16 protein-coding genes are annotated in these 20,039 nt (G+C 66.3%); 9 read left to right on the plus strand and 7 right to left on the minus strand.

Annotated elements, in window-relative coordinates:
• Positions 1 to 210: 210 nt before the first annotated feature.
• Complete coding sequence (gene trhA, locus ACVWYP_RS36850) at positions 211 to 906, minus strand: PAQR family membrane homeostasis protein TrhA (protein ID WP_304496771.1); 696 nt, start codon at positions 904 to 906, stop codon at positions 211 to 213.
• Positions 907 to 1,102: 196 nt separating this feature from the next.
• Here trhA and ACVWYP_RS36855 point away from each other — a divergent pair, with 196 nt between their 5' ends.
• Positions 1,103 to 2,566 carry a YcjX family GTP-binding protein gene (locus tag ACVWYP_RS36855; protein WP_304496772.1) on the plus strand — a complete coding sequence of 488 codons (1,464 nt, stop codon included), beginning with the start codon at positions 1,103 to 1,105 and terminating at the stop codon, positions 2,564 to 2,566.
• Positions 2,563 to 3,594, plus strand: coding sequence for a YcjF family protein (locus ACVWYP_RS36860; protein ID WP_304496773.1), 1,032 nt, complete (start codon positions 2,563 to 2,565; stop codon positions 3,592 to 3,594). The genes ACVWYP_RS36855 and ACVWYP_RS36860 overlap by 4 nt, the downstream gene beginning before the upstream one ends.
• A 135-nt stretch (positions 3,595 to 3,729) precedes the next feature.
• Here the strand turns inward: ACVWYP_RS36860 and ACVWYP_RS36865 are convergent, their stop codons facing one another.
• Entirely contained in the window at positions 3,730 to 5,280 is a 1,551-nt protein-coding gene (locus ACVWYP_RS36865; protein WP_304500367.1) for a glycosyltransferase family 39 protein, read from the minus strand.
• A 229-nt stretch (positions 5,281 to 5,509) separates the two neighbouring features.
• Here ACVWYP_RS36865 and ACVWYP_RS36870 point away from each other — a divergent pair, with 229 nt between their 5' ends.
• From ACVWYP_RS36870 to ACVWYP_RS36890, 5 genes are all read left to right on the plus strand, one after another.
• Positions 5,510 to 7,246, plus strand: coding sequence for an adenylate/guanylate cyclase domain-containing protein (locus ACVWYP_RS36870; RefSeq protein ID WP_304500368.1), 1,737 nt, complete (start codon positions 5,510 to 5,512; stop codon positions 7,244 to 7,246).
• Between the two features lie 162 nt (positions 7,247 to 7,408).
• Positions 7,409 to 7,636, plus strand: coding sequence for a hypothetical protein (locus tag ACVWYP_RS36875; protein WP_028342505.1), 228 nt, complete (start codon positions 7,409 to 7,411; stop codon positions 7,634 to 7,636).
• A 208-nt stretch (positions 7,637 to 7,844) separates the two neighbouring features.
• Positions 7,845 to 9,044 carry a SorA family sulfite dehydrogenase catalytic subunit gene (gene sorA, locus ACVWYP_RS36880; protein WP_304496774.1) on the plus strand — a complete coding sequence of 400 codons (1,200 nt, stop codon included), beginning with the start codon at positions 7,845 to 7,847 and terminating at the stop codon, positions 9,042 to 9,044.
• Between the two features lie 11 nt (positions 9,045 to 9,055).
• Positions 9,056 to 9,367 (plus strand): SorB family sulfite dehydrogenase c-type cytochrome subunit, encoded by a 312-nt coding sequence (gene sorB / locus ACVWYP_RS36885; RefSeq protein ID WP_304496775.1) that lies wholly within the window; start codon positions 9,056 to 9,058, stop codon positions 9,365 to 9,367.
• Between the two features lie 283 nt (positions 9,368 to 9,650).
• Positions 9,651 to 9,851 carry a cold-shock protein gene (locus ACVWYP_RS36890; protein ID WP_016842427.1) on the plus strand — a complete coding sequence of 67 codons (201 nt, stop codon included), beginning with the start codon at positions 9,651 to 9,653 and terminating at the stop codon, positions 9,849 to 9,851.
• Between the two features lie 203 nt (positions 9,852 to 10,054).
• Here ACVWYP_RS36890 and ACVWYP_RS36895 read toward each other — a convergent pair whose 3' ends face one another.
• From ACVWYP_RS36895 to ACVWYP_RS36905, 3 genes are all read right to left on the minus strand, one after another.
• Positions 10,055 to 12,127 carry a tetratricopeptide repeat protein gene (locus ACVWYP_RS36895; protein ID WP_304496776.1) on the minus strand — a complete coding sequence of 691 codons (2,073 nt, stop codon included), beginning with the start codon at positions 12,125 to 12,127 and terminating at the stop codon, positions 10,055 to 10,057.
• A gap of 224 nt (positions 12,128 to 12,351) precedes the next feature.
• On the minus strand, positions 12,352 to 12,972 hold the full coding sequence (locus tag ACVWYP_RS36900; protein WP_304500369.1) for a hypothetical protein: 621 nt from the start codon (positions 12,970 to 12,972) through the stop codon (positions 12,352 to 12,354).
• Between the two features lie 123 nt (positions 12,973 to 13,095).
• The gene (locus ACVWYP_RS36905; protein WP_018273295.1) at positions 13,096 to 13,560 is read right to left on the minus strand and encodes an Lrp/AsnC ligand binding domain-containing protein; all 465 of its coding nucleotides are present in this window, start codon (positions 13,558 to 13,560) and stop codon (positions 13,096 to 13,098) included.
• Between the two features lie 114 nt (positions 13,561 to 13,674).
• On the opposite strand from ACVWYP_RS36905, the gene putA reads away from it, so the two are divergent.
• Together putA and ACVWYP_RS36915 are read left to right on the plus strand one after the other, a co-directional pair.
• The gene (gene putA / locus ACVWYP_RS36910) at positions 13,675 to 16,683 is read left to right on the plus strand and encodes a bifunctional proline dehydrogenase/L-glutamate gamma-semialdehyde dehydrogenase PutA (RefSeq protein ID WP_304496777.1); all 3,009 of its coding nucleotides are present in this window, start codon (positions 13,675 to 13,677) and stop codon (positions 16,681 to 16,683) included.
• Between the two features lie 248 nt (positions 16,684 to 16,931).
• Entirely contained in the window at positions 16,932 to 18,137 is a 1,206-nt protein-coding gene (locus tag ACVWYP_RS36915) for a CaiB/BaiF CoA transferase family protein (RefSeq protein ID WP_304496778.1), read from the plus strand.
• A gap of 26 nt (positions 18,138 to 18,163) precedes the next feature.
• On the opposite strand, the gene ACVWYP_RS36920 is transcribed toward ACVWYP_RS36915, so the two are convergent.
• Positions 18,164 to 18,328, minus strand: a complete 165-nt coding sequence (locus tag ACVWYP_RS36920; protein ID WP_304496779.1) for a hypothetical protein — start codon at positions 18,326 to 18,328, stop codon at positions 18,164 to 18,166.
• A 99-nt stretch (positions 18,329 to 18,427) separates the two neighbouring features.
• Positions 18,428 to 19,975 (minus strand): hypothetical protein, encoded by a 1,548-nt coding sequence (locus ACVWYP_RS36925; RefSeq protein WP_304496780.1) that lies wholly within the window; start codon positions 19,973 to 19,975, stop codon positions 18,428 to 18,430.
• Positions 19,976 to 20,039 lie beyond the last annotated feature (64 nt).

A 20,039-nucleotide genomic window follows, 5' to 3' on the forward strand; every position in this document is an offset into this window, starting at 1 on the left:
CCACTCGCTCCTGCGTGACCCGTCACCCCCGCGCAACGGCGAAGCCGTTGTCGCTGGAGGAGCGCGGCACGCGCGTCTCGAAGGGTCGACGGCCACCAGCCGGGCCGTGCATCCTTCGAGACGCGCTCCGCGCTCCTCAGGATGACGGGACAAAGCGCAACGGGCGTATCACGAAGCATGATAGCCCATTCGCCGCAGATGGCGAGAGCTTCAGCTGGCCAGCACGACGTCGAACACCGCCGTGTAGTGGCAGGCGGCCCCGAGCAGCACGAAGCAGTGCCAGATCGCGTTCTGGAAGCGCAGCCGGCGCCAGGAGTGGAAGATCACCCCCAGGCTATAGAGAATACCGCCCGCCAGCACGAAGCCGAGCGCCATCGCCGGCAGCACCCTGACGACGGCGTCGTAGAGCATGATGCCGCTCCAGCCCATCGCGAGATAAAGCCCGACCGAGAGCCGGTCGAAGCGGCCGGGATAGCGCAGCTTCAGCCAGATCCCGACGATCGCCACGCACCAGACCCCGGCCAGCAACGCGATCGCGAAAGTGCTGTCCTTCAGTTCCACGATGAACGGCGTATAGGTCGCGGCGATCAGCAGATAGATCGCGGAATGATCGAAACGCCGCAGCACCCATTTGGCGCGCGACACCGGCCAGAGATTATAGGTCGCCGACAGCACCAACATCGCGAGCAGGCCGGCGACATAGACCGAGACCACGGCGATGTCGAACGGGCCGGCATAGACCGCGGTCAGCACGATCAGTGCGGTGGCGGCGACCAGCCCGAACGCGACGCCGACGAGATGAATGACGCCGTCGGCGATCAGCTCGGCACGGTCGTAGTTCCACAGCGCGGCGCCGGCCGCGTGGATCGAGGTCGAGGCAAGTTGCTTCAGGCGGAAGACCGTCATGCAGGCTTTCCCGTGGGCCGATAGACGATGGGTAGCGCGGGCATGGTGACGCGTTCAATTCCCTTGCCCCCTGACAATCCCCTCGCCTGTAAAGGCGCCGGAAATGTGAAGCTTGATTTTGGCCCGATAATCGCCACTTTGCGGGTGATCGCCCGCCCCTTTTGGTCCCTCCTGCCGGGTTTTTCGTTAACCCTCCATGCCCCCCAGCTTCACTGATATCGTCGAGGAAGCCCGTCTCTCGGCGCGGGCGCTGCTCGACTATGGCGAGGGATTCTTCAACCCGACGGTGCGGCTCGGCGTCACCGGCCTGTCGCGCGCCGGCAAGACCGTGTTCATCACCGCGCTGGTGCACGGCCTGACCCGCGGCGGCCGCTTCCCGGTGTTCGAGGCCTATGCCTCGGGGCGGATCGCGCGCGCCAATCTCGCCCCGCAACCCGACGATGCGGTGCCGCGCTTCGCCTATGAGAACCATGTCCGGACATTGGTCGAGGAGCGGAGCTGGCCGAGCTCGACCTCCGACATCTCCGAGCTCCGTCTCGTGATCGAGTATCAGCGGCAAAATGGCGCGGACCGCACGCTGACCCTCGATATCGTCGACTATCCCGGCGAGTGGCTGCTCGACTTGCCGCTGCTCAACAAGAGCTACGAGCAATGGTCGGCGGAAAGCCTTGCGCTGTCGCGCGAGCCGCTGCGCGCCAAACTCGCGGCGCCCTGGCACGCCCATCTCGCGACGCTGAAGCCCGAGGCCAGAGAGGACGAGCAGGCCGCGCTCACCGAAGCACGCCTGTTCACCGACTATCTGCGCGCCTGCCGCGACGAGCGCTTCGCGATGAGCCTGTTGCCGCCCGGCCGCTTCCTGATGCCCGGCAATCTCGCCGACACGCCGGCACTCACCTTTGCGCCACTCGACGTGCCCGCAGGCGGCAGCGCGAGTGACGGCTCGCTATGGGCGATGATACGGCGGCGCTTTGAAGCCTACAAGGACGTCGTGGTGCGGCCGTTCTTCCGCGACCATTTCGCGCGGCTCGACCGCCAGATCGTGCTGGCCGATGCGCTCGCCGCATTCAACGCCGGCCCTGAGGCGCTGCACGATCTCGAAGCCGCGCTCGCCGGCATTCTCGACTGCTTCCGGATCGGCCGCAGCACGATCCTGAGCGCGCTGTTCCGGCCGCGCATCGACCGCATCCTGTTCGCGGCAACCAAGGCCGACCATCTGCACCATCAGAGCCACGACCGGCTGGAGGCCGTGCTGCGGCGGATCGTGGCCAAGGCCGCCGAGCGCGCGGAATATGCCGGCGCCGACATCGACGTCGTCGCGCTCGCCGCGGTGCGCGCCACGCGCGAGGCGCAGGTCCAGCGCGGGCGCGACCGGCTGCCGTCGATCCTCGGCACGCCGGCGCCGGGCGAGGTCGCCAATGGCGAGCGGCTTGACGGCGAGACGGAGGTTGCGACCTTTCCGGGCGACCTGCCCGACAATCCGGAGGAGCTGTTCAACGGCGGTTTCCGCGGTCTCTCAAACTCAGACACAGAGGCCGCAGACTACCGCTTCCTGCGCTTCCGTCCGCCAAAGCTGGAACGAAACGGCGATGCGGAGCCGGCGCTGCCTCACATCCGCCTTGACCGCGCCCTCCAGTTCCTGATCGGAGACAAACTGCAATGAACGAGAAGACGCCCCCGCGGCGGCCGGCGACGTTCAAGCTCGACGATCCCGGCGTGGTCGTGATGGATCCGGACGACGGCGGCCGCCTCACCCGCGGCACGATCCAGATCGTGCCCGAGGCCGAGCCCGCGCAGCTCCCGGTCCCGGTTGATACGCCGCTGGTGCCGGCGCGCCGCGGCTTCCGCTGGGGCACGCTGTTCTGGAGCGCGGTCGCGGGCCTCGTGGTGCTCGGCACCGGGCTTGGCGTCATCAATCTGGTTGAGGATCTGTTCGCACGCAATGAAGGCCTCGGCGTCCTCGGGCTGGGACTGGCCGTCATCGCCGCGGTGGCGCTCGCGGTCGTCACGACGCGCGAGCTGGTCGGTCTGGCGCGGCTTGCGACCATCGAGAAGCTGCATCTGCGCGCCGCCGAGGCGCTGATCAGCGACGACCGCGCCGCGAGCCGGGTGATCGTCGCCGATTTGCTCAAGCTCGCGCACCAGACCCCGCAGCTCGCCCGCGCCCGCAGCACGCTACAGAGCCACACCGACGACATCATCGACGGCGCCGACATGATCCGCCTCGCCGAGCGCCAGTTGATGACGCCGCTCGACGAGGAGGCGCGACGCTTGGTCTCGACCGCCGCGCAACGCGTCTCGGTCGTGACCGCGGTCAGCCCGCGCGCGCTGTTCGACGTGCTGTTCGTGTTCGTGGCGAGCTTGCGGATGATCCGCCAACTGGCGCGGCTCTATGGCGGCCGGCCCGGCGCGCTCGGCATGATCCGCCTGCTGCGCCACGTCATCGCGCATCTCGCCATCACCGGCGGCATGGCCGCCAGCGACAGCCTGATCCAGCAGATGCTCGGTCACGGCATCGCGGCAAAACTGTCACAACGCCTCGGCGAAGGCATGCTCAACGGCCTGTTGACCGCCCGGCTCGGCCTCGCCGCGATCGACGTCACCCGCCCGCTTCCCTTCAACGCCCTGCCGCGCCCGGCGCTAACGGATCTCGCGAAGGACCTGATCCGCAAGCGCGAGGAAGAGGAATAGCGCTTCTCCTGAGCGAGCAGTGCTCGTTGCTGCGCCCTCTCCCCTTGTGGGAGAGGGCAACTCAGTTGTTCACCACGCCCGCGCTTGGGTGAGGGGTCTCCATCCATACGCACCTCGCCCGCGGAGAGAGACCCCTCATCCGGCAGCCTTCGGCTGCCACCTTCTCCCACAAGGGGAGAAGGTGATCTCGCAACGCTCCGCCAGCATCGCCAGCACCCGCCAGCGGAAAAACGTCGTGTCCGGCGGCGGCGACAGATCGGGCGTCCAGCCGCTGATCTTCTCCAGCGAATAGGTGTCCATCACCATGCCGCGCCAGCTCCGCGTCACGCGCTCCAGCGGCTGGCGCACCGCCGTCGTCTCGCTCCACAGCGGCAGATTGTTCTCGGGCTCGCGCCCGACATAAATGCCGGCGTGGTCCCTGATCTTGCTCATGCCGGGATCGGCAAAGCCCTGGAAGCGGCCGCGCTCGTTGATTTCGATGACCGTCACCTTCCCGCGCAGCAACCAGCGCAGCATCGCATAGGTGCGGTAATCCGTGGTCGCGACCCAGGTCGCGCCGGTCGCCTCTACCTGCGCCAGGGTGCGCGCGGCCACCACATCGTAGCCCGCCTCGGTGCCGATCGGATCGGTGTGGCCGATCAGATTCCACGGCGCGAACATGTAGTAGAGGAAGACGCAGACCACGAACACGATGCCTGATGTGATCGCGGTCCGCGCCCAATAGACCGTCGATTTGACGAGCCCGACCGACCAGCCCTCGAACGGCATCCGCGTGACGTTGATGGCAACCGCCGCGAGGCCGGCCGGCCACAGGAACATCGGCCAGGTGTCGCCGACCCGCAGCGTCAGGGACTTCCAGAGGAAGTAGATGAACGGCACCAGCACCGCGGTCGCCAGCAGGATCGCAACCGGCTCGCGCCTGGTGTAGCCGCGCCATGCCGTCAGCGCGGTGCCGAACAGCGTCACCGGCAGCAGCACGAAGCCGACCAGGCCGAACTGCATGCCGACGAATTCGCCGACGGTGCGCAGCGTGAAGGCGCGCTCGGCGGTGGCGCGCACCGCCTGGAAGCGGAACGAGGCCCAGTCGTGCCCGGCATTCCAGATCAGCACCGGCGCGAACACGACGATCGCGATCAGCGCGGCGAGATACGGATACGGGCTGCGCAACCAGCGCCAGCGCCAGTCCGGCACCAGCGCAAAGGCGAGCACCGCCGGCGCGAACATGATCGCGGTGAATTTGGACAGCAGCGCCAGCCCGGCAAACAGCCCCGCGGCGAGCCACCAGCGTCCGTCACCACTTTGCGCAAGCCGGACCAGCGACCACAGCATCGCGACCGAAAACGGGATCAGCGCCGTATCGGGCGCGACCTTGGCCATCAAGAGGCCGTAATACAGCGCCGCCTCCGGCAACAGTAGCGCCAGCATCACGGCGCGGACGTTGTTGGCCGTCACGCGGCGGACGATGTCGGCGAGCAGGAGCTGGGTGGCCAGCATCGCCACGATGCCGCCGAGGCGGACGCCGAGATTGGTGTCGCCGAGGATCGCGGTGCCGAAGCGGATGAACCAGGCAACCATCGGCGGATGGTCGAGGAACGACAGCACGTTTTCCTTCGACCAGGTCCAGTAATAGGCCTCGTCGGTGCGCAGATCGAGCGCATGGGCGTAGACCAGCCGCATTGCGGTCATCGCAACGATCACGGCGATGACGCCCCGCCAGTCCGGCGCGCGCGAACGGGCCGGCTTAACGCTGTTGTTATCGGCTCCAGGTTCGGCTTGGGCTATCGTCACGGCGCGCTTTTTGTTCGACTCTTAACGGAGTGTCAACGTGCCGAACGGCCCGCTCTCGCGGCTGGTTCGGACCCGCGACGGTGTTCAGCGCGGGAATTAACCACTAGACTTGCCGATCATGAATCACATGGCCTCCCCCTCGCGCGAGCATTTGCAGGACATGGCCCGCGGTATCGGCCTGCGGCAGGTCCGCATCGTCACGGGGGCGATCATGTTCGCCTACCTGATCAGCCATTTCCTCAACCACGCGCTCGGCAATATCTCGACGCAGGCGCTGGCGATCGGGGTCTACTACCACACCGAATTCTGGCAGTTCCTGCCGGTCGCGATCGTGTTCTACAGCGCCTGCCTGGTGCATACCGGGCTCGGCATCTGGGCGCTCTATCAGCGCCGCGAGTTCCACTGGAAGGCGATCGAGCCGCTGCAGCTGACGCTCGGCCTCAGCATCCCGATGCTGATCGTCGCCCACGTCGTCGGCGTACGGCTCGGCCAGACCCTGTACGGGCAAGAGAAGCTCTACCCCCAGGAGCTGTACACCTTCTTCATCGCCTCGCCGAACCGGCTGTGGCAGATGCTGGCGGTGCTGGTGATCGCCTGGGTGCATGGCTGCATCGGCCTGTATTTCTGGCTCCGGCTGCGTCCGTTCTTCAAGCGCGCCGCGCCGTTCCTGCTCGCCGGAGCGGTGCTGATCCCGACCCTGGCGATGCTCGGCATCTACCAGGGTGGCCGCGCCACGATCATCGACTATCAGGACCCCGACTGGCGGCGCGAGGAGCTGTCGGTGCAGAAGCTCGGCACCGCGGCGCAGGGGACCACGCTCGAGAAGATCACCGACGGCCTGACCGTCGGCTATCTCGGCCTGCTCGGCCTCGTGCTGCTGGCGCGCGGCGCGCGGGCCCTGCTGGAACGCCGCGGCGGCATGATCGCGCTGTCCTACGGCAACGGCCGCACGCTGCGGGTACCGAAGGGATTGAGCGTGCTGGAAGCAAGCCTGCGCTACAACGTACCCCATGCGAGCGTCTGCGGCGGCCGCGCGCGCTGCTCGACCTGCCGCATCCGCATCATCGGCGACCACAACGGATTGCCCGAGCCCTCGCCGCGTGAGGCCTTCGTGCTGCACCGGGTCGGCAATGACGATCCGTCGATCCGGCTGGCCTGCCAGTTGCGGCCCACCGCTGACTTGAATTTCTTCCAGCTGTTCCTGCCGAGCACGACGTCGGCCAACGCGCACGCCACCAATCCGGCACGGGTCGGCCAGGAGCGCTATCTGGTCAGCATGTTTGTCGACATGCGCGGCTCGACGCAGCTTGCCGAGAAGCGGTTGCCGTTCGACACCGTGTTCATCGTCAACCGCTTCCTCGGCGCGGTGTCGCAGGCGGTGCTGGAAGCCGGCGGACGGCCCAACCAGTTCATCGGCGACGGCATGCTGGCGCTGTTCGGGCTTGCCACCGACCGGCAGGTGGCCTGCCGCCAGGCGTTGCGCGCGGCGGCGCTGATCGCAACCCATATCGACGAGCTGAACCAGTTCCTGAGCCACGATCTGCGCGAGCCGATCCGCTTCGGCATCGGCATCCATGGCGGCGAGGTGATCGTCGGCGATATCGGCTATCGCGACCACATGGTGTTCACCGCGCTCGGCGATGCCGTCAACGTCGCGGCACGGCTGCAGGACATGACCAAGGCGCTGGCCTGCGAGGCGATCATCTCGGACGAGGTGCGCGTCACCGCCGGGCTGGCCGACGATGCCCTGCCGGCGCAGGAGGTCGCGATCCGCGGCCGCAACGAGCCGATGACCGTGCGCACGGTCGAAAAGACGCAGCTCCTGTCGACGCTGGTCGACGACCGGCGTGCCGTCGCGGCCTGACCGGTTCATCTCCGCTCCAGCCCAATGTGACCTGACGCACATCCGACGGTGCGTTCAGCAGAGATGCTCGAACGTGCCCGGTGCCGGATGCGACTGACTGGCGATGGGTAACACTGCAACCGCGCCGCGACAGAGCTCAACGCGCATCTGAAGGAGAAGACCGTGTTTCGCAAAGTCACACTCGCTCTCGCCACTGCCGCAACCCTCGGTGCCGCCGCGCTGGCGCCGACCGCAGCTTCCGCCAAGCCGTTCTTCTGGCATCCGCATCACCATCACTTCTGGGGTGGCCCGGGCATTGCCGTCGGCTTCGTCGACTCCGGCTGCTACGCCACCCGCCTGGTGCTGACGCCCTACGGCTATCGCTATCGCACCGTGAACGTCTGCTACTGATCGAACCTTCTACCTGGATGGAAACGCCCCGGTCGTCCACGCGACCGGGGCTTTTCGTTGTTGCGACGCAACGCTGCGAAAGCTCAATTGACTCGCGGTTGCCAGGTGCGACATTTGGATCGCGCGCATTCCGCGATGCGAAGGCGCGCAAGGCAGGGTGGGCCTGGTGATGACCGGCTCACGACAGAACAGCTTCGGAGGAAGCGGGATGCTCGATCGACGAGACTTGATGAAGCGCGCCGGATTGGCCGCTTTGGTGACGGGGCTGGGATCAAGGGGTGCATTCGCCCTCGACACCGTGACGCTGCCCTTTGGCAATGGCGAGCGGCCGCTGGTGCGCTATCCGCAGAAGCGCACGATGATCGGCCTGACCGCCCGCCCGCCGCAGCTGGAAACGCCGTTTGCGGTCTTCAACGACGGTCCGCTCACGCCGAACAATGCGTTCTTCGTGCGCTACCACCTCGCCGACCTCCCCTACAATCTCGATCCGGACAAGTTCACGCTGGAGATCAAGGGCAAGGTCGACAAGCCGCTGAAGCTGTCGCTGAAGGACATCAGGAAGCTGAGGGCGACCGAGATCGTTGCAGTCAACCAGTGCTCCGGCAACAGCCGCGGCTTCTTCAGTCCGCGCGTCGCCGGCGGCCAGCTCGGCAACGGCGCGATGGGTTGCGCGCGCTGGCACGGCGTGCCGCTGAAGACCGTGCTCGACATGGCCGGCGTGCAGGCCGGAGCCAAGCAGGTCACCTTCAACGGCATGGACGGTCCGGTCAGCGACAAGACGCCGGATTTCGTCAAGGCGCTCGACATCGACCACGCGCGCGACGGCGAGGTGATGCTGGCCTGGGGCATGAACGGCGAGGATCTGCCTTTCCTCAACGGCTTCCCGCTCCGCCTCGTGGTGCCCGGCTATTACGGCACCTATTGGGTGAAGCACCTCAACGAGATCACCGTGATCGACAACGTGTTCGAGGGCTTCTGGATGAAGTCCGCCTACCGGATACCGGATACGCCGAACAATGCGGTCGAGCCCGGTACCGCACCGAAGGCGACGATCCCGATCAATCGCTTCACGGTGCGCTCGTTCATCACCAGCGTTGCCGACGGCGCCAAGCTGAAGGCCGGCCGCACCATGCTGCGCGGCATTGCCTTCGACGGCGGCAAAGGCATCAAGGAGGTGATGGTCTCGGCCGACGGCGGCAAGAGCTGGACGCCGGCCAAGCTCGGCAAGGACCTCGGCAAATACGCCTTCCGCGAATGGAAGCTGCCGGTGAAGCTCGCGGCCGGTCCCGCAGAGCTGAAGGTGCGCGCCACCAACAATGCCGGCGACACCCAGCCGATGGATCCGTTGTGGAATCCGGCCGGCTATCTGCGCAACGTCGTCGAAACCGTGCGCGTCACCGCGGCGTGAGGAGAAGCATCATGATCAGCAAGCTGCTTCCATCCCTCGCCGCGATCGCCATGTTGTCGATCGGCGCCGCCGTCGCCGCGCCCGTGAACTACACGGTCCCCGAGGAGACCGCGGCCTTCAAGCCGGGCCCCAACCTCGATGTGGTGCAAAACAACTGCACCGCCTGCCACTCGGCCGACTACGTCAAGACCCAGCCGCAGGGCGAGAAGTTCAAGAAGGACTTTTGGCAGGCCGAGGTGACCAAGATGATCAAGGTCTACGGTGCGCCGATCGACGAAGCCGACGTCGGCAAGATCGTCGAATACCTCTCCGCGACCTATTGAGAGACGGCCGGTTGATCCCCGCGCGCCGGCCGAAAAGGCAGCGCGCGGGACCATCGATCCAATTCGGTACACTGGAACCGATCCGTTTTTGCAGCGCATCAATTGACCACGAAACGGGCAATCTGGCGTCACCCCCCCGCAAAGCGGGTTGTTTCCGGTCAAAAACACACCGTCGTTTGATCTACCCAGCTTTTTTCAAACTGCTATCCTGTCGTTGCGGACAAGCCGGTTTGTGCGGGGGCCGGCTGGTCTGTTTTCGATTGATTCCGCGGAGACGACTGGAATGCCCAAAGGTACAGTGAAGTGGTTCAACCCGACGAAGGGCTATGGATTCATCCAGCCCGCAACGGGCGGCAAGGACATTTTCGTGCATATTTCAGCAGTTCAGAAGGCTGGCCTTCAGACCCTGAACGAAGGCCAATCCGTCGAGTACGAAGAGATCGCAAATCGCGGCAAGACGTCAGCCGAGAATCTCAAGGTCTAGCGTATTAGCGCCAGATCCGGCGGCGCACTCTCGGATACCGTCCGGGAGTGGGGGCCGACCCAACATCAGACAACGTGACGTTCGGCGGGGCGGGCACGATGCCCGCGCGCCACGGCGTTGAGCTTTTTTTCGGCCGCCATCGCCAGCGCGCGCCGACGTTCATCCTTTGCTCCAGCAAAGCGCGCCGCCGCCGAGTTGCCGCGTCACAGGCAGGTGCCGCTCTGACCGTTGCCGCACGGCACCCGCTTCGACAGCTCCTGAACCTTGCGCTTCGACTCGGCCTGCGCCAGCACGTCGAACACGCTTGACGGCGTGAGCTGCGTTGCCTTGCGGAAGTCCTCGGTCGCCTTGTCGGCATGGTTGAGCGCCTCATACGCCTTGGCGCGGGCGAACAGGCCCTCGACGGTCTCCTTCTGCGCAATCGCCCGGTCGAGATCCTCGACCGCCTTGTCGTAGTTGCGCAGCGCCGACCAGGTGATGCCGCGTAATGTCAGCGCCGGCTGATAATCGGGCCGCGCAGAGAGGATGAAGTTGAGATCCTTCATCGCGTTATCCGGCTTCTTCAGCCCGAGATAGGCCCGGGCGCGCAGCACATGCGGGAAGGCATCGTTGGGCGCCCGCGTGATGATCTGGTCGAAGGCGGCGATGGCACGGTCGTACTGGGACGAGGTCAGCATGGCGAGCCCGCGGCCGAGCTGGGCCGTCGGATTGTTCGGGCTTCGCTCCAGCACGCCGTCGATATCGACCAGTCCCTCATCGGCGCGGCCCTTGAGCATCAGCGCGAGGCCGCGCCACGATTTGGCGACCAGATTGGTCGGCACCAGCGCCAGGGCCTGATCGAAATCCAACAGCGCCTTGTCGAGCTGGTTGAGGCCGATATGAGCGAGCCCGCGCTCGGTGAAGGCGAGCGTCTCCTTGGGATTGAGCGAGATCGAATGATCGTAGTCGGCGAGCGCGTCCTGCACCTTGCCGGTGCCGGCCTTGACGAGACCGCGTGCCAGATAGGCCAACGAATTGTTCTGATCGAGCGTGATGGCGCGGCCGGCATCAGCCTTGGCCTCATCGAACTGCCGCATGCCGGCGGCATTGAGCGCGCGAGCGGCCAGCAGCTGCGGATCGTCCGGCTTGAGCTTGAGCAGGGCATTGAGATCGCTGCGCGCGTCCGCCAACCGGCCGAGCCGTGAATAGGCCAATGCACGCAGGCGCAGCGCAGCTTCGTTGCGGGGATCGCCGCCCAGCACCTGTGTGAGATTGGCAACGGCGCCCGCATTGTTGCCCTGAGCGACGAACTGCTTGGCCTGCTCGACCTGCTGGTTACCCGCCGCCGGCGCGGCTGGCCGCGCTGCCGTTGCACCTGGCGGCGGTGCGGCCTGCGGCGGCGCCGCGCCGCCTGCTGCCTTGGCGAGTTCGGCCTGCATCGCGACCGCCTGCTGGCGCTGCTGCTGGATCTCCTTGTTGTCGGGAAGAACCGTCAACAGCCGGTCGAAGTCGGCAATCGCGCGGGCATAGTCGCCCTTGGCGCTGTAGAGCTGGGCGCGGGCGAAATAGGCGCTGCGCTCGGCCTGCGGCGCCTGCGCGATCGCGCGCGAGAAATCCTCGATCGCGCGATCCATGTCGCCCTTGCGGCGATAGGCCTGACCGCGCCAGTAGAACGCATTCGGCGTGCTGGCGTTGACGGCAATCGCGGTGTTGGCGTCGGCCAGCGCCGCATCGGGCTGTCCGGATTCGACATAGGCCCGCGCGCGCCCGACATGGGCGGCGGGGAGATCCTGCCGCAACGTGATCGCCCGGCCGTAATCCGAGATCGCATCGCTCCAGGCGTGCTGGTCGGCGCGCAGATTGCCGCGCGCCAGGAAGCCGAACGGGTTCTTCGGCTCGAGCTCGATCGCGCGATCGAAATCGGCGCGGGCCTGATCAGGGCTGCCCTTGCGTTGCTGGACATAGCCGCGCGCGATCAGCGCCGGCACGAATTGTCCATTCAGCTGCACCGCCGCATCGGCATCGCTGAGCGCCTGATCGATCTTGCCGCGCGCGATGTTAAATCGCGAGCGGCCGGTGAAGGCCTTGGTGCGATCCTCGGTGGAGCGTGCGGTATCGTTGATGATGCCCGAGCACGCCGCCTCGGCCTTGTCCGTCGGCGGCCCGCCGCAATCCTCGACATCACCCGCGCGCGCCGGGCCGGCGAACAAAGGCCCAAGCAGCAACGCAAGCGCCAGCAGCTGCGGGAAACGAACGCCGCCGGTGGCGGCATCAATGCAGATCGAGCGTGAACGCATGTGGTAGCCTCGGGTTGACCGAATGCTGCCGGTGTTAACGCGTCACTTGGTTCTTATGGTGATCGGCGCTGAACGTATTTTTTGGAACCATCTCGTTCGAAGCTTACTGTTCGAAGCTTAGTGTTCGAATCTTGGCATTCGGTTCCCAGCGTCACGCGGAACGCCATCCCTGCGATCAACGAGGATGGAACAGCGCGGAACGCGCAGCCGCGACGCTCAGCCGTTCAATCTTCCGTCACCCATTTGGCGACGGTCATGACGTCAGGCGGTTGCAGATAGCCGCGGGGCCAGAGATCGACGGCCCATTCCACCTTGGTCGCGCGCTCGACGAGAACGGCGGTGTTGTGCGGCGTTTGCGCCAACGAAAATCCGCGGTAGTGGGGATCCCCGACGTCATGAAACCTGAACAGGTTCCACGCCTGCATCACCAGCATCAGGCTGGTCGTGTTCCGCGTCGTGTCCCAGCAATCATAATTGTGTTTGTCGTCGTTGGCGCGGAAGTCCGCTTTCGCCACGCGCTTGTCGGTGCCGAGGATCGGCCCCATGCGGCGGTCGAACCAGATCACGGCCTTTTGCACGGCCGCGCGTTCGGCGGCGGCATTGGCGCGGCCCGTGGCCATGATCTTGGTCAGGGCCGCCCGGTCGGCTGCGCTGAAGTCGAGCATCTCGCGACGCCGGCAGACGAAGCCGTAACAGACCGTCATCCCCGTCGCCGACGGCGGATAGATCGAGACCGAGGAATAGAGCTGCATGACGCCGGAGCTGAGTTCGGCCGCGCGGGTCGGAGCGGCCGCGGGCAGCGAGAGCATGAGCAAAGAAAGCGCGCCGGCAAATCCGGCCCGCATCGCTCGTATCGGCTGATCGGCGTCTTTCATGATCCACTGCCCCAACTCAACCAAAGGATTATCGCGGGCGCGTCGCGATGCCAAGACATCCGGCGCATGGCTGTGGATCGGACCGGGCGCATGTCAACCGACCGGCAGCGGCGCGTCGCGCTTGACTTCCTCCATCACCGCGTAGGTTCGCGTCTCCCGTACGCCCGGCAGCGCCAGCAGGGTTTCGCCGAGGAAACGGCGATAGGCGGTCATGTTGGCGACCCGCGCCTTGACCAGATAGTCGAAGCCGCCGGCCACCATGTGACACTCGAGCACTTCCGGCGCGGTCTGGACCGCCCTGGCGAACTTCTCGAATACGTCGGGCGTGGTCTTGTCGAGCAGCACCTCGACAAACACCAGAAGGCCAAGCCCGAGCCGGTGCGGATTGAGCCGCGCGCCATAGCCCTCGACGAAGCCGTCGCGCTGCAGCCGCTTCAGCCGTTCGCCGACCGAAGTCGGCGACAAGCCGATCCTTTCCGCCAGTTCCACATTGGCAATTCGGCCATCCCCTTGCAGGATCGAGAGGATTTTGCGGTCAGTCTTGTCAATCTCTGTCATATCTACGGTAACTCTCGAATTGATCCTGATTTTCTAAGGCAAATCTGCTAATTTGTCTATCGAACTACGGTTCGCTAGCGCGTAGGTGTTCCCACACAATCTCAAGGAACCGCCATGCCAGACCCGTCGCCGCTCCCGCCCCCGTTCAGCGCACCCTACGCGCCCGACGACGCCGCCATCGCCGCCCGCCTGCGCCAGGACGCGAGGCTCGGCGCGGAGGCGGAGGCATGGATCGACCGCACGGCAACCCGCCTGATCGAGGCGATCCGGGCCAACGACGATCCGCTCGGCGGGGTCGAGGACATGCTGCGGGAGTTCGCGCTGTCGACCAAGGAAGGGCTGGCGCTGATGGTGCTGGCGGAGGCGCTGCTGCGGGTACCCGACGCGCGCACCGCCGACCAGTTCATCGAAGACAAGCTCGGCCAGGGCGACTTCGTCAACCACGAGACCAGATCGAGCGCGTTCCTGGTCAACGCCTCGGCCTGGGCGCTCGGCATGTCGGCGCGGGTGATCCAGCCCGGCGAGACGCCGCAGGGCACGATCGGGCGGCTGACCAAGCGGCTCGGTGCGCCGGCGGTGCGCGCCGCGACGCGGCAGGCGATGCGGCTGATGGGCAGCCATTTCGTGCTCGGCGAGACCATCGAGGCGGCGCTGTCGCGCGCGCAATCGCACACGGCGCGCGGCTCGTGCTATTCGTTCGACATGCTCGGCGAGGGTGCGCGCACCGCCGACGATGCCCATCGCTATTTCGAATCCTACGCCCGCGCCATCGATGCGATCGGCAAGGCGGCCGGCGATCAGCCCCTGCCCGACCGGCCCGGCATCTCGGTGAAACTCTCCGCGCTGCATCCGCGCTTCGAGGCGGTGAGCCACGCCCGGGTGATGACCGAGCTGGTGCCGCAGCTGGTCGATCTCGCGCGCCGGGCCAAGGCATTCGACCTCAACTTCACCGTCGATGCCGAGGAGGCAGACCGGCTGGAGCTGTCGCTCGACGTCATCGCCACCGCGTTCGCCGACCCCTCGCTCGCCGGCTGGAGCGGCTTTGGCCTCGCAATCCAGGCCTATCAGAAGCGCGCCGCCGACGTCATTGACTATGTCGATGCGCTGACGCGTGCGCTGGACCGCAGGATGATGGTGCGCCTGGTCAAGGGCGCCTATTGGGACACCGAGATCAAGCGCGCGCAGGAGCGCGGGCTCGACGGCTATCCGGTGTTCACCCGCAAGGCGATGACCGACCTGAACTACGTCGCCTGCGCGCGCAAGCTCTTGGCGCTGCGGCCGCGGCTGTTTCCGCAATTCGCCACCCACAACGCGCTGACGGTCGCGACCATCCTCGAACTCGCCGACGATCCCTCAAGCTTCGAATTCCAGCGGCTGCACGGCATGGGCGAAGCGCTCTACGCCCAGCTCGGCGAGGACAGGCCCGACATCGCCCACCGGACCTATGCGCCGGTCGGCAGCCACCGCGACCTGCTCGCCTATCTGGTGCGGCGGCTGCTCGAGAACGGCGCCAACTCGTCCTTCGTGGCGCTGGCCGCCGACAATCGCGTGTCGATCGTGGACCTGCTGCGCCGCCCGGCCGAGATCATCGGCGCCGACGACAAGGCGTCGCACTCCGCGATTCCGTTGCCGGCCGAGCTTTATCGGCCGCAGCGCCAGAACTCGCACGGCATCGAATTCGGCGAGCGCAAGGCGCTTGGCGCGCTGACGTCGGCGATCGCGGCCGAGCGCAAGGCTTCGCCTTCCATCACCCCATCAACCACCGAGCAGGCGAATGCCGCCGTTGTCGCGGCGCGCCGGGGCTTTAGGGCCTGGAATGCCACGCCGGCCACAAAACGCGCAGCGATCCTGGACAAGGCCGCGGACCTGCTCGAGCAGCGCCGCGCCCACTTCCTCGCTTTGCTGCAAAGCGAGGGCGGCAAGACCCTCGATGATGCGCTATCGGAAGTGCGCGAGGCGATCGACTTCTGCCGCTACTATGCCGCGCTGGGGCAAAAGCTGTTCGGCGCAGGCGAGACGATGCCGGGCCCGACCGGCGAAAGCAATGTGCTGGAGCTGCACGGCCGCGGTGCGTTCGTTGCGATCTCGCCGTGGAATTTCCCGCTCGCGATTTTCCTCGGCCAGGTGACGGCGGCATTGATGGCGGGCAATGCGGTGATCGCAAAGCCGGCCGAGCAGACGCCGCGCATCGCAGCCGAAGCGGTCGCGCTGCTGCATCAGGCCGGGGTGCCGCCATCGGCCCTGCATCTGGTCCAGGGCGACGGCGCGGTCGGCGCCGCGCTGGTGGCGCATCCCGCCATCGCTGGGGTCGTCTTCACCGGCTCGACCGACGTCGCGCGGTCGATCAACCGCACGCTCGCGGCCAAGGACGGCCCGATCGTGCCGCTGATCGCGGAAACCGGCGGCATCAATGCCATGATCGTCGACGCCACCGCGCTGCCCGAGCAGGTCGCCGACGACGTCGTGACCTCGGCGTTCCGCTCCGCCGGTCAGCGCTGCTCGGCGCTGCGGCTGTTGTTCGTGCAGGACGACGTCGCCGACCGCATGATCGAGATGATCGCGGGCGCCGCGCGCGAATTAAGGATCGGCGATCCCTCGGAACCGTCGACGCATATCGGACCGGTGATCGATGCCGAGGCCAAGCAGCGGCTCGATGCGCATATCGCGCGGATGAAGCAGGAGGCGCGGGTGCATCTCGCCGGCGAGGCGCCATCAGGCAATTTCGTCGCGCCGCACATCTTCGAGCTGTCGGCGGCTGGGCAACTGAAAGAAGAGGTGTTCGGTCCGATCCTGCACGTGGTGCGCTACCGCGCCGACAAGCTCGGCGAGGTGCTGAGCGCGATCGAGGCGACCGGGTTCGGGCTGACGCTCGGCATTCATTCCCGCATCGACGACACGATCGAGCACGTGATCGACCGCCTCCAGGTCGGCAACATCTATGTCAACCGCAACATGATCGGCGCGGTGGTCGGCGTGCAGCCGTTCGGCGGCAGCGGCCTCTCCGGCACCGGCCCCAAGGCCGGCGGCCCGCATTACCTCGCGCGCTTCGCCACCGAGCAGACGATCACGATCAACACCGCCGCCGCAGGCGGCAATGCGGCGCTGATGGCGGGGGTGGAGTAGTAGACACCGTCATTGCGAGCCAACGGGTCGCGCGAACGCGCGCCCGATGACAGGCTCCGCGAAGCAATCCATACCTCCGCAAGCCGAAACATGGATTGCTTCGTCGCGCCGCTCCTCGCAATGACGGCCAACAACCCGTTGCATCGTGGCCCCCAGATGGGTCAAATGGCGGTCTGATCGGGATCATTGCTTGCGATAATTCCAGCTACCGGAAAAACACCAACAAGCGCCACGGGAGCGACGGCACGATGGAAAAAGGCATTTTTGACGGGCTCAAGGTCCTGGACTGCGCGAGCTTCATCGCCGCGCCCGCGGCCGCCACCGTGCTGTCCGACTTCGGCGCCGACGTCATCAAGATCGAGCCGCCGGGCGCCGGCGATCCCTATCGCAATCTGCCCAACCTGCCCGGCTATCCATCGAGCGAGCACAATTTCGCGTGGATGCTGGAGGCCCGCAACAAGAAGAGCCTCGCGCTCGACCTCACCAAGCCTGACGCGCAGCAGGTGCTGTACAAGCTCGTCGCCGAGGCCGACGTGTTCATCACCAACATGCCGCCGCAGGTACGCCAGAAGCTCGGCATCACCTACGACCATCTTGCCCATCTCAACGACCGGCTGATCTACGCCTCCTTCACCGGCTATGGCGAGAAGGGCGAAGAGGCCAACAAGCCCGGCTTCGACTCCAACGCCTATTGGGCCCGCTCCGGCCTGATGGATCTGGTGCGCGCCGACGAGGACACCACGCCGGCCCGTTCCGTCGCCGGCATGGGCGATCACCCCTGCGCGATGGCGTTCTACGGCGCGATCGTCACCGCGCTGTTCCAGCGCGAGAAGACCGGCAAGGGCTCGCACGTCTCGACCAATCTGATGGCCAACGGCGTCTGGGCCAATGGCGTGCTGGCGCAGGCCAAGCTCGCCGGCGCCAAGTTCAAGAAGCGCAAGCCGCGCGAAGAGGCGCTGAACGCGGTCACCAACCACTACAAGTGCAAGGACGGCCGCTGGCTGATCCTGTCGCTGCTCAATGAAGACCGGCAATGGCCGACGCTGGCGCGCTGCATGGGCCGCGAGGATCTCGTTGCCGATCCGCGCTTCGCCACCAAGGCGGACCGCCACGCGCGCTCGGTCGAGCTGATCAAGATCTTCGACGAGGTGTTCGCCGGCAAGGACCTCGCCGAATGGCGCAAGATCCTCGACGGCAATGGTCTCGTGTTCGGCGTCGTCGGCATCCTCGACGACATCCCGAACGACAAGCAGATGATCGAGAACGAGGTGCTGGTGCGCTTCGAGAACGACACCATGCTGACCGTCAACAGCCCGATCTTCATCGACGGCGCGAGAAAAGTGCAGCCGCGCAAGCCGCCCGAGGTCGGCGAGCATTCCGACGAGATCCTGCGCCAGGCCGGTTACGACGAAGCCACGATCCAGAAGCTGCGCGCGTCGGGCGCAGTGGCGTAGCGGATCGATCTCCGTCGAGCGTCGCTTCAGCGCTTCATCCAGGCCCAGACCAGGGCCACCGCGATGATGCCGATGATGACCGCGAGCCCGATCGCCCAGCTGCTGACACGGACGGCGCTGACCGCCTGACGCTCGGCCTCGTTGGCCGCGATCTCGCGGTCGCGCTGCTTGTCGTCCTCGGGAGCACTCATCGGCTGGTCTCCGCTCAAGGCTGGGCTGTTCGGGGCGTGATCGCGACGCGGAATGTAGCATCGAATAATGACGCGCAGCCGCTTCGGTTCCGGCCGAAATCACCGGCCCTTCACGAAGCACATCCCGATGCGCGAAGCCTTCCCGGCCACCTGGCAGGCAAGGCCCTCGGCGCAGGTCCAGCCGCGGAAGCTGCGGTCGCTTTCGGCGGGCCTCGCGCCCGGCAGGTAGCAGTGCGCGCCCCAGCCGTCGCTGTATTCGGTGCCGGCAAGCTCGGTGCTGCCGCGCAGCTGCGGCCGGTTGGAGAAGCCGCGCGAAAAGTCCGGCGCCTTGCCGTCGCGGAGACTTGCGAGGATATCGCGGCGGCGGGGCTGGTCGCCGAAGAAATGCGGCGAGGCCGGCACCACGGTGGAGTTCGACGGCTTTGCCGCCATCCAGTCGACGCCGGGGAAATGGAAGCCGCCGATGCCGCGGGTCTGGTGGCAGCCGGCACAGGTGACATCGTTGAGGCGCCGTTCGAAGCCGGCCAGCGACTGGATGTTTTGCAGCTTCGTTCCGTCGGCCGCAGCCTTATGCAGGGCGCTGACGACGTCACCATCCGAGAACACCGCATTGCCGGCCGTGCCCTCACCCTGCACCATGCCGAACTCGGGCTCCAGTTCGCTGACATCGAAACCGGTTGGCGTCGGCGCGACCGCTGAGGTCGCGAGGAAGCGATCGGGGATCAGCAAGGTGCCGCGATCGAGCTCGGCAAAATGTTTGGGATCGAGCAGCCACGCCTTGAAGTCGCGCCTCAGTGCCTCGTCCGCCAGAATGCGGTCGCGATCGATCTGGTTCTCCAGCGGCGCCTCGGCAAAGCGCTTTGCCGCGCCGTCATAATCGAACACTTTGAGCAGATAGTCGGTGCGGAAATCGCGCACCGCGGATTTCGGCGCGTGCGCGATCTGCAGATTGGTCTCGATGCGATCGATATTGCGCGCGTCGATCAGGTCGAGCGGACCATCCTTGCCGAACAGTTTCTCCATCGCCGGCGGCGCGCTGCCGATCGCGAGCCAGCGCCGCGCGATTTCGCGGCAGCCGAGCGATGCGTCGTTGCCGTCACCCTTCGCCCTCAGCACGAGGTTCAGCGTCATCGGCAGCCGCTGCGACACTGCGTTCTCGCCGATCGGCGGCACATCGGTACGGGTCAGCCGGTAGATCAACCGGATTTCACCGCAATCTTCCGGCGCCACATAGGCGCGGTCCATGCGATTGACGATGCCTGACAGCACGAAGCGGACGTCGGGCGACTCAAGCAGCGCGCGATCGAACAGCTGAAACGCGAAGCCGTCGCCGACACCGATGCTCTCATTCGGCAGGCTTGCCTTATGCTTTGCGACATAGCGATCGAATTCGCGATCCAGCGCCTCGCGCACCGGCACCATTGCAGCGAGCCCGAACAGATCGCGGTTGGACAGCGGCGTGTCGGCGGAACGCTCCGGCGCGAGCATCCGGCCGAGGTTGAAGCGGCCATGATCGAGCTCGCGCAGGATGGCGGGATCGATGACCGCCGCGCCGCGCTCGAGCACGCGATCCTCGGCGGCCTGTACGGGCGCAACGCCGCAGAGCAGGACGGACATCAGCAGGAGGCATTTCAGCGCACGGCTCATGCCCCACTAACACCGCGCGGCAAACCCTATTCAAGAAAAAAGGCGCTTCACATCGTGGTGAAGC

The sequence above is a fragment of the Bradyrhizobium sp. USDA 3262 genome (assembly GCF_054060035.1).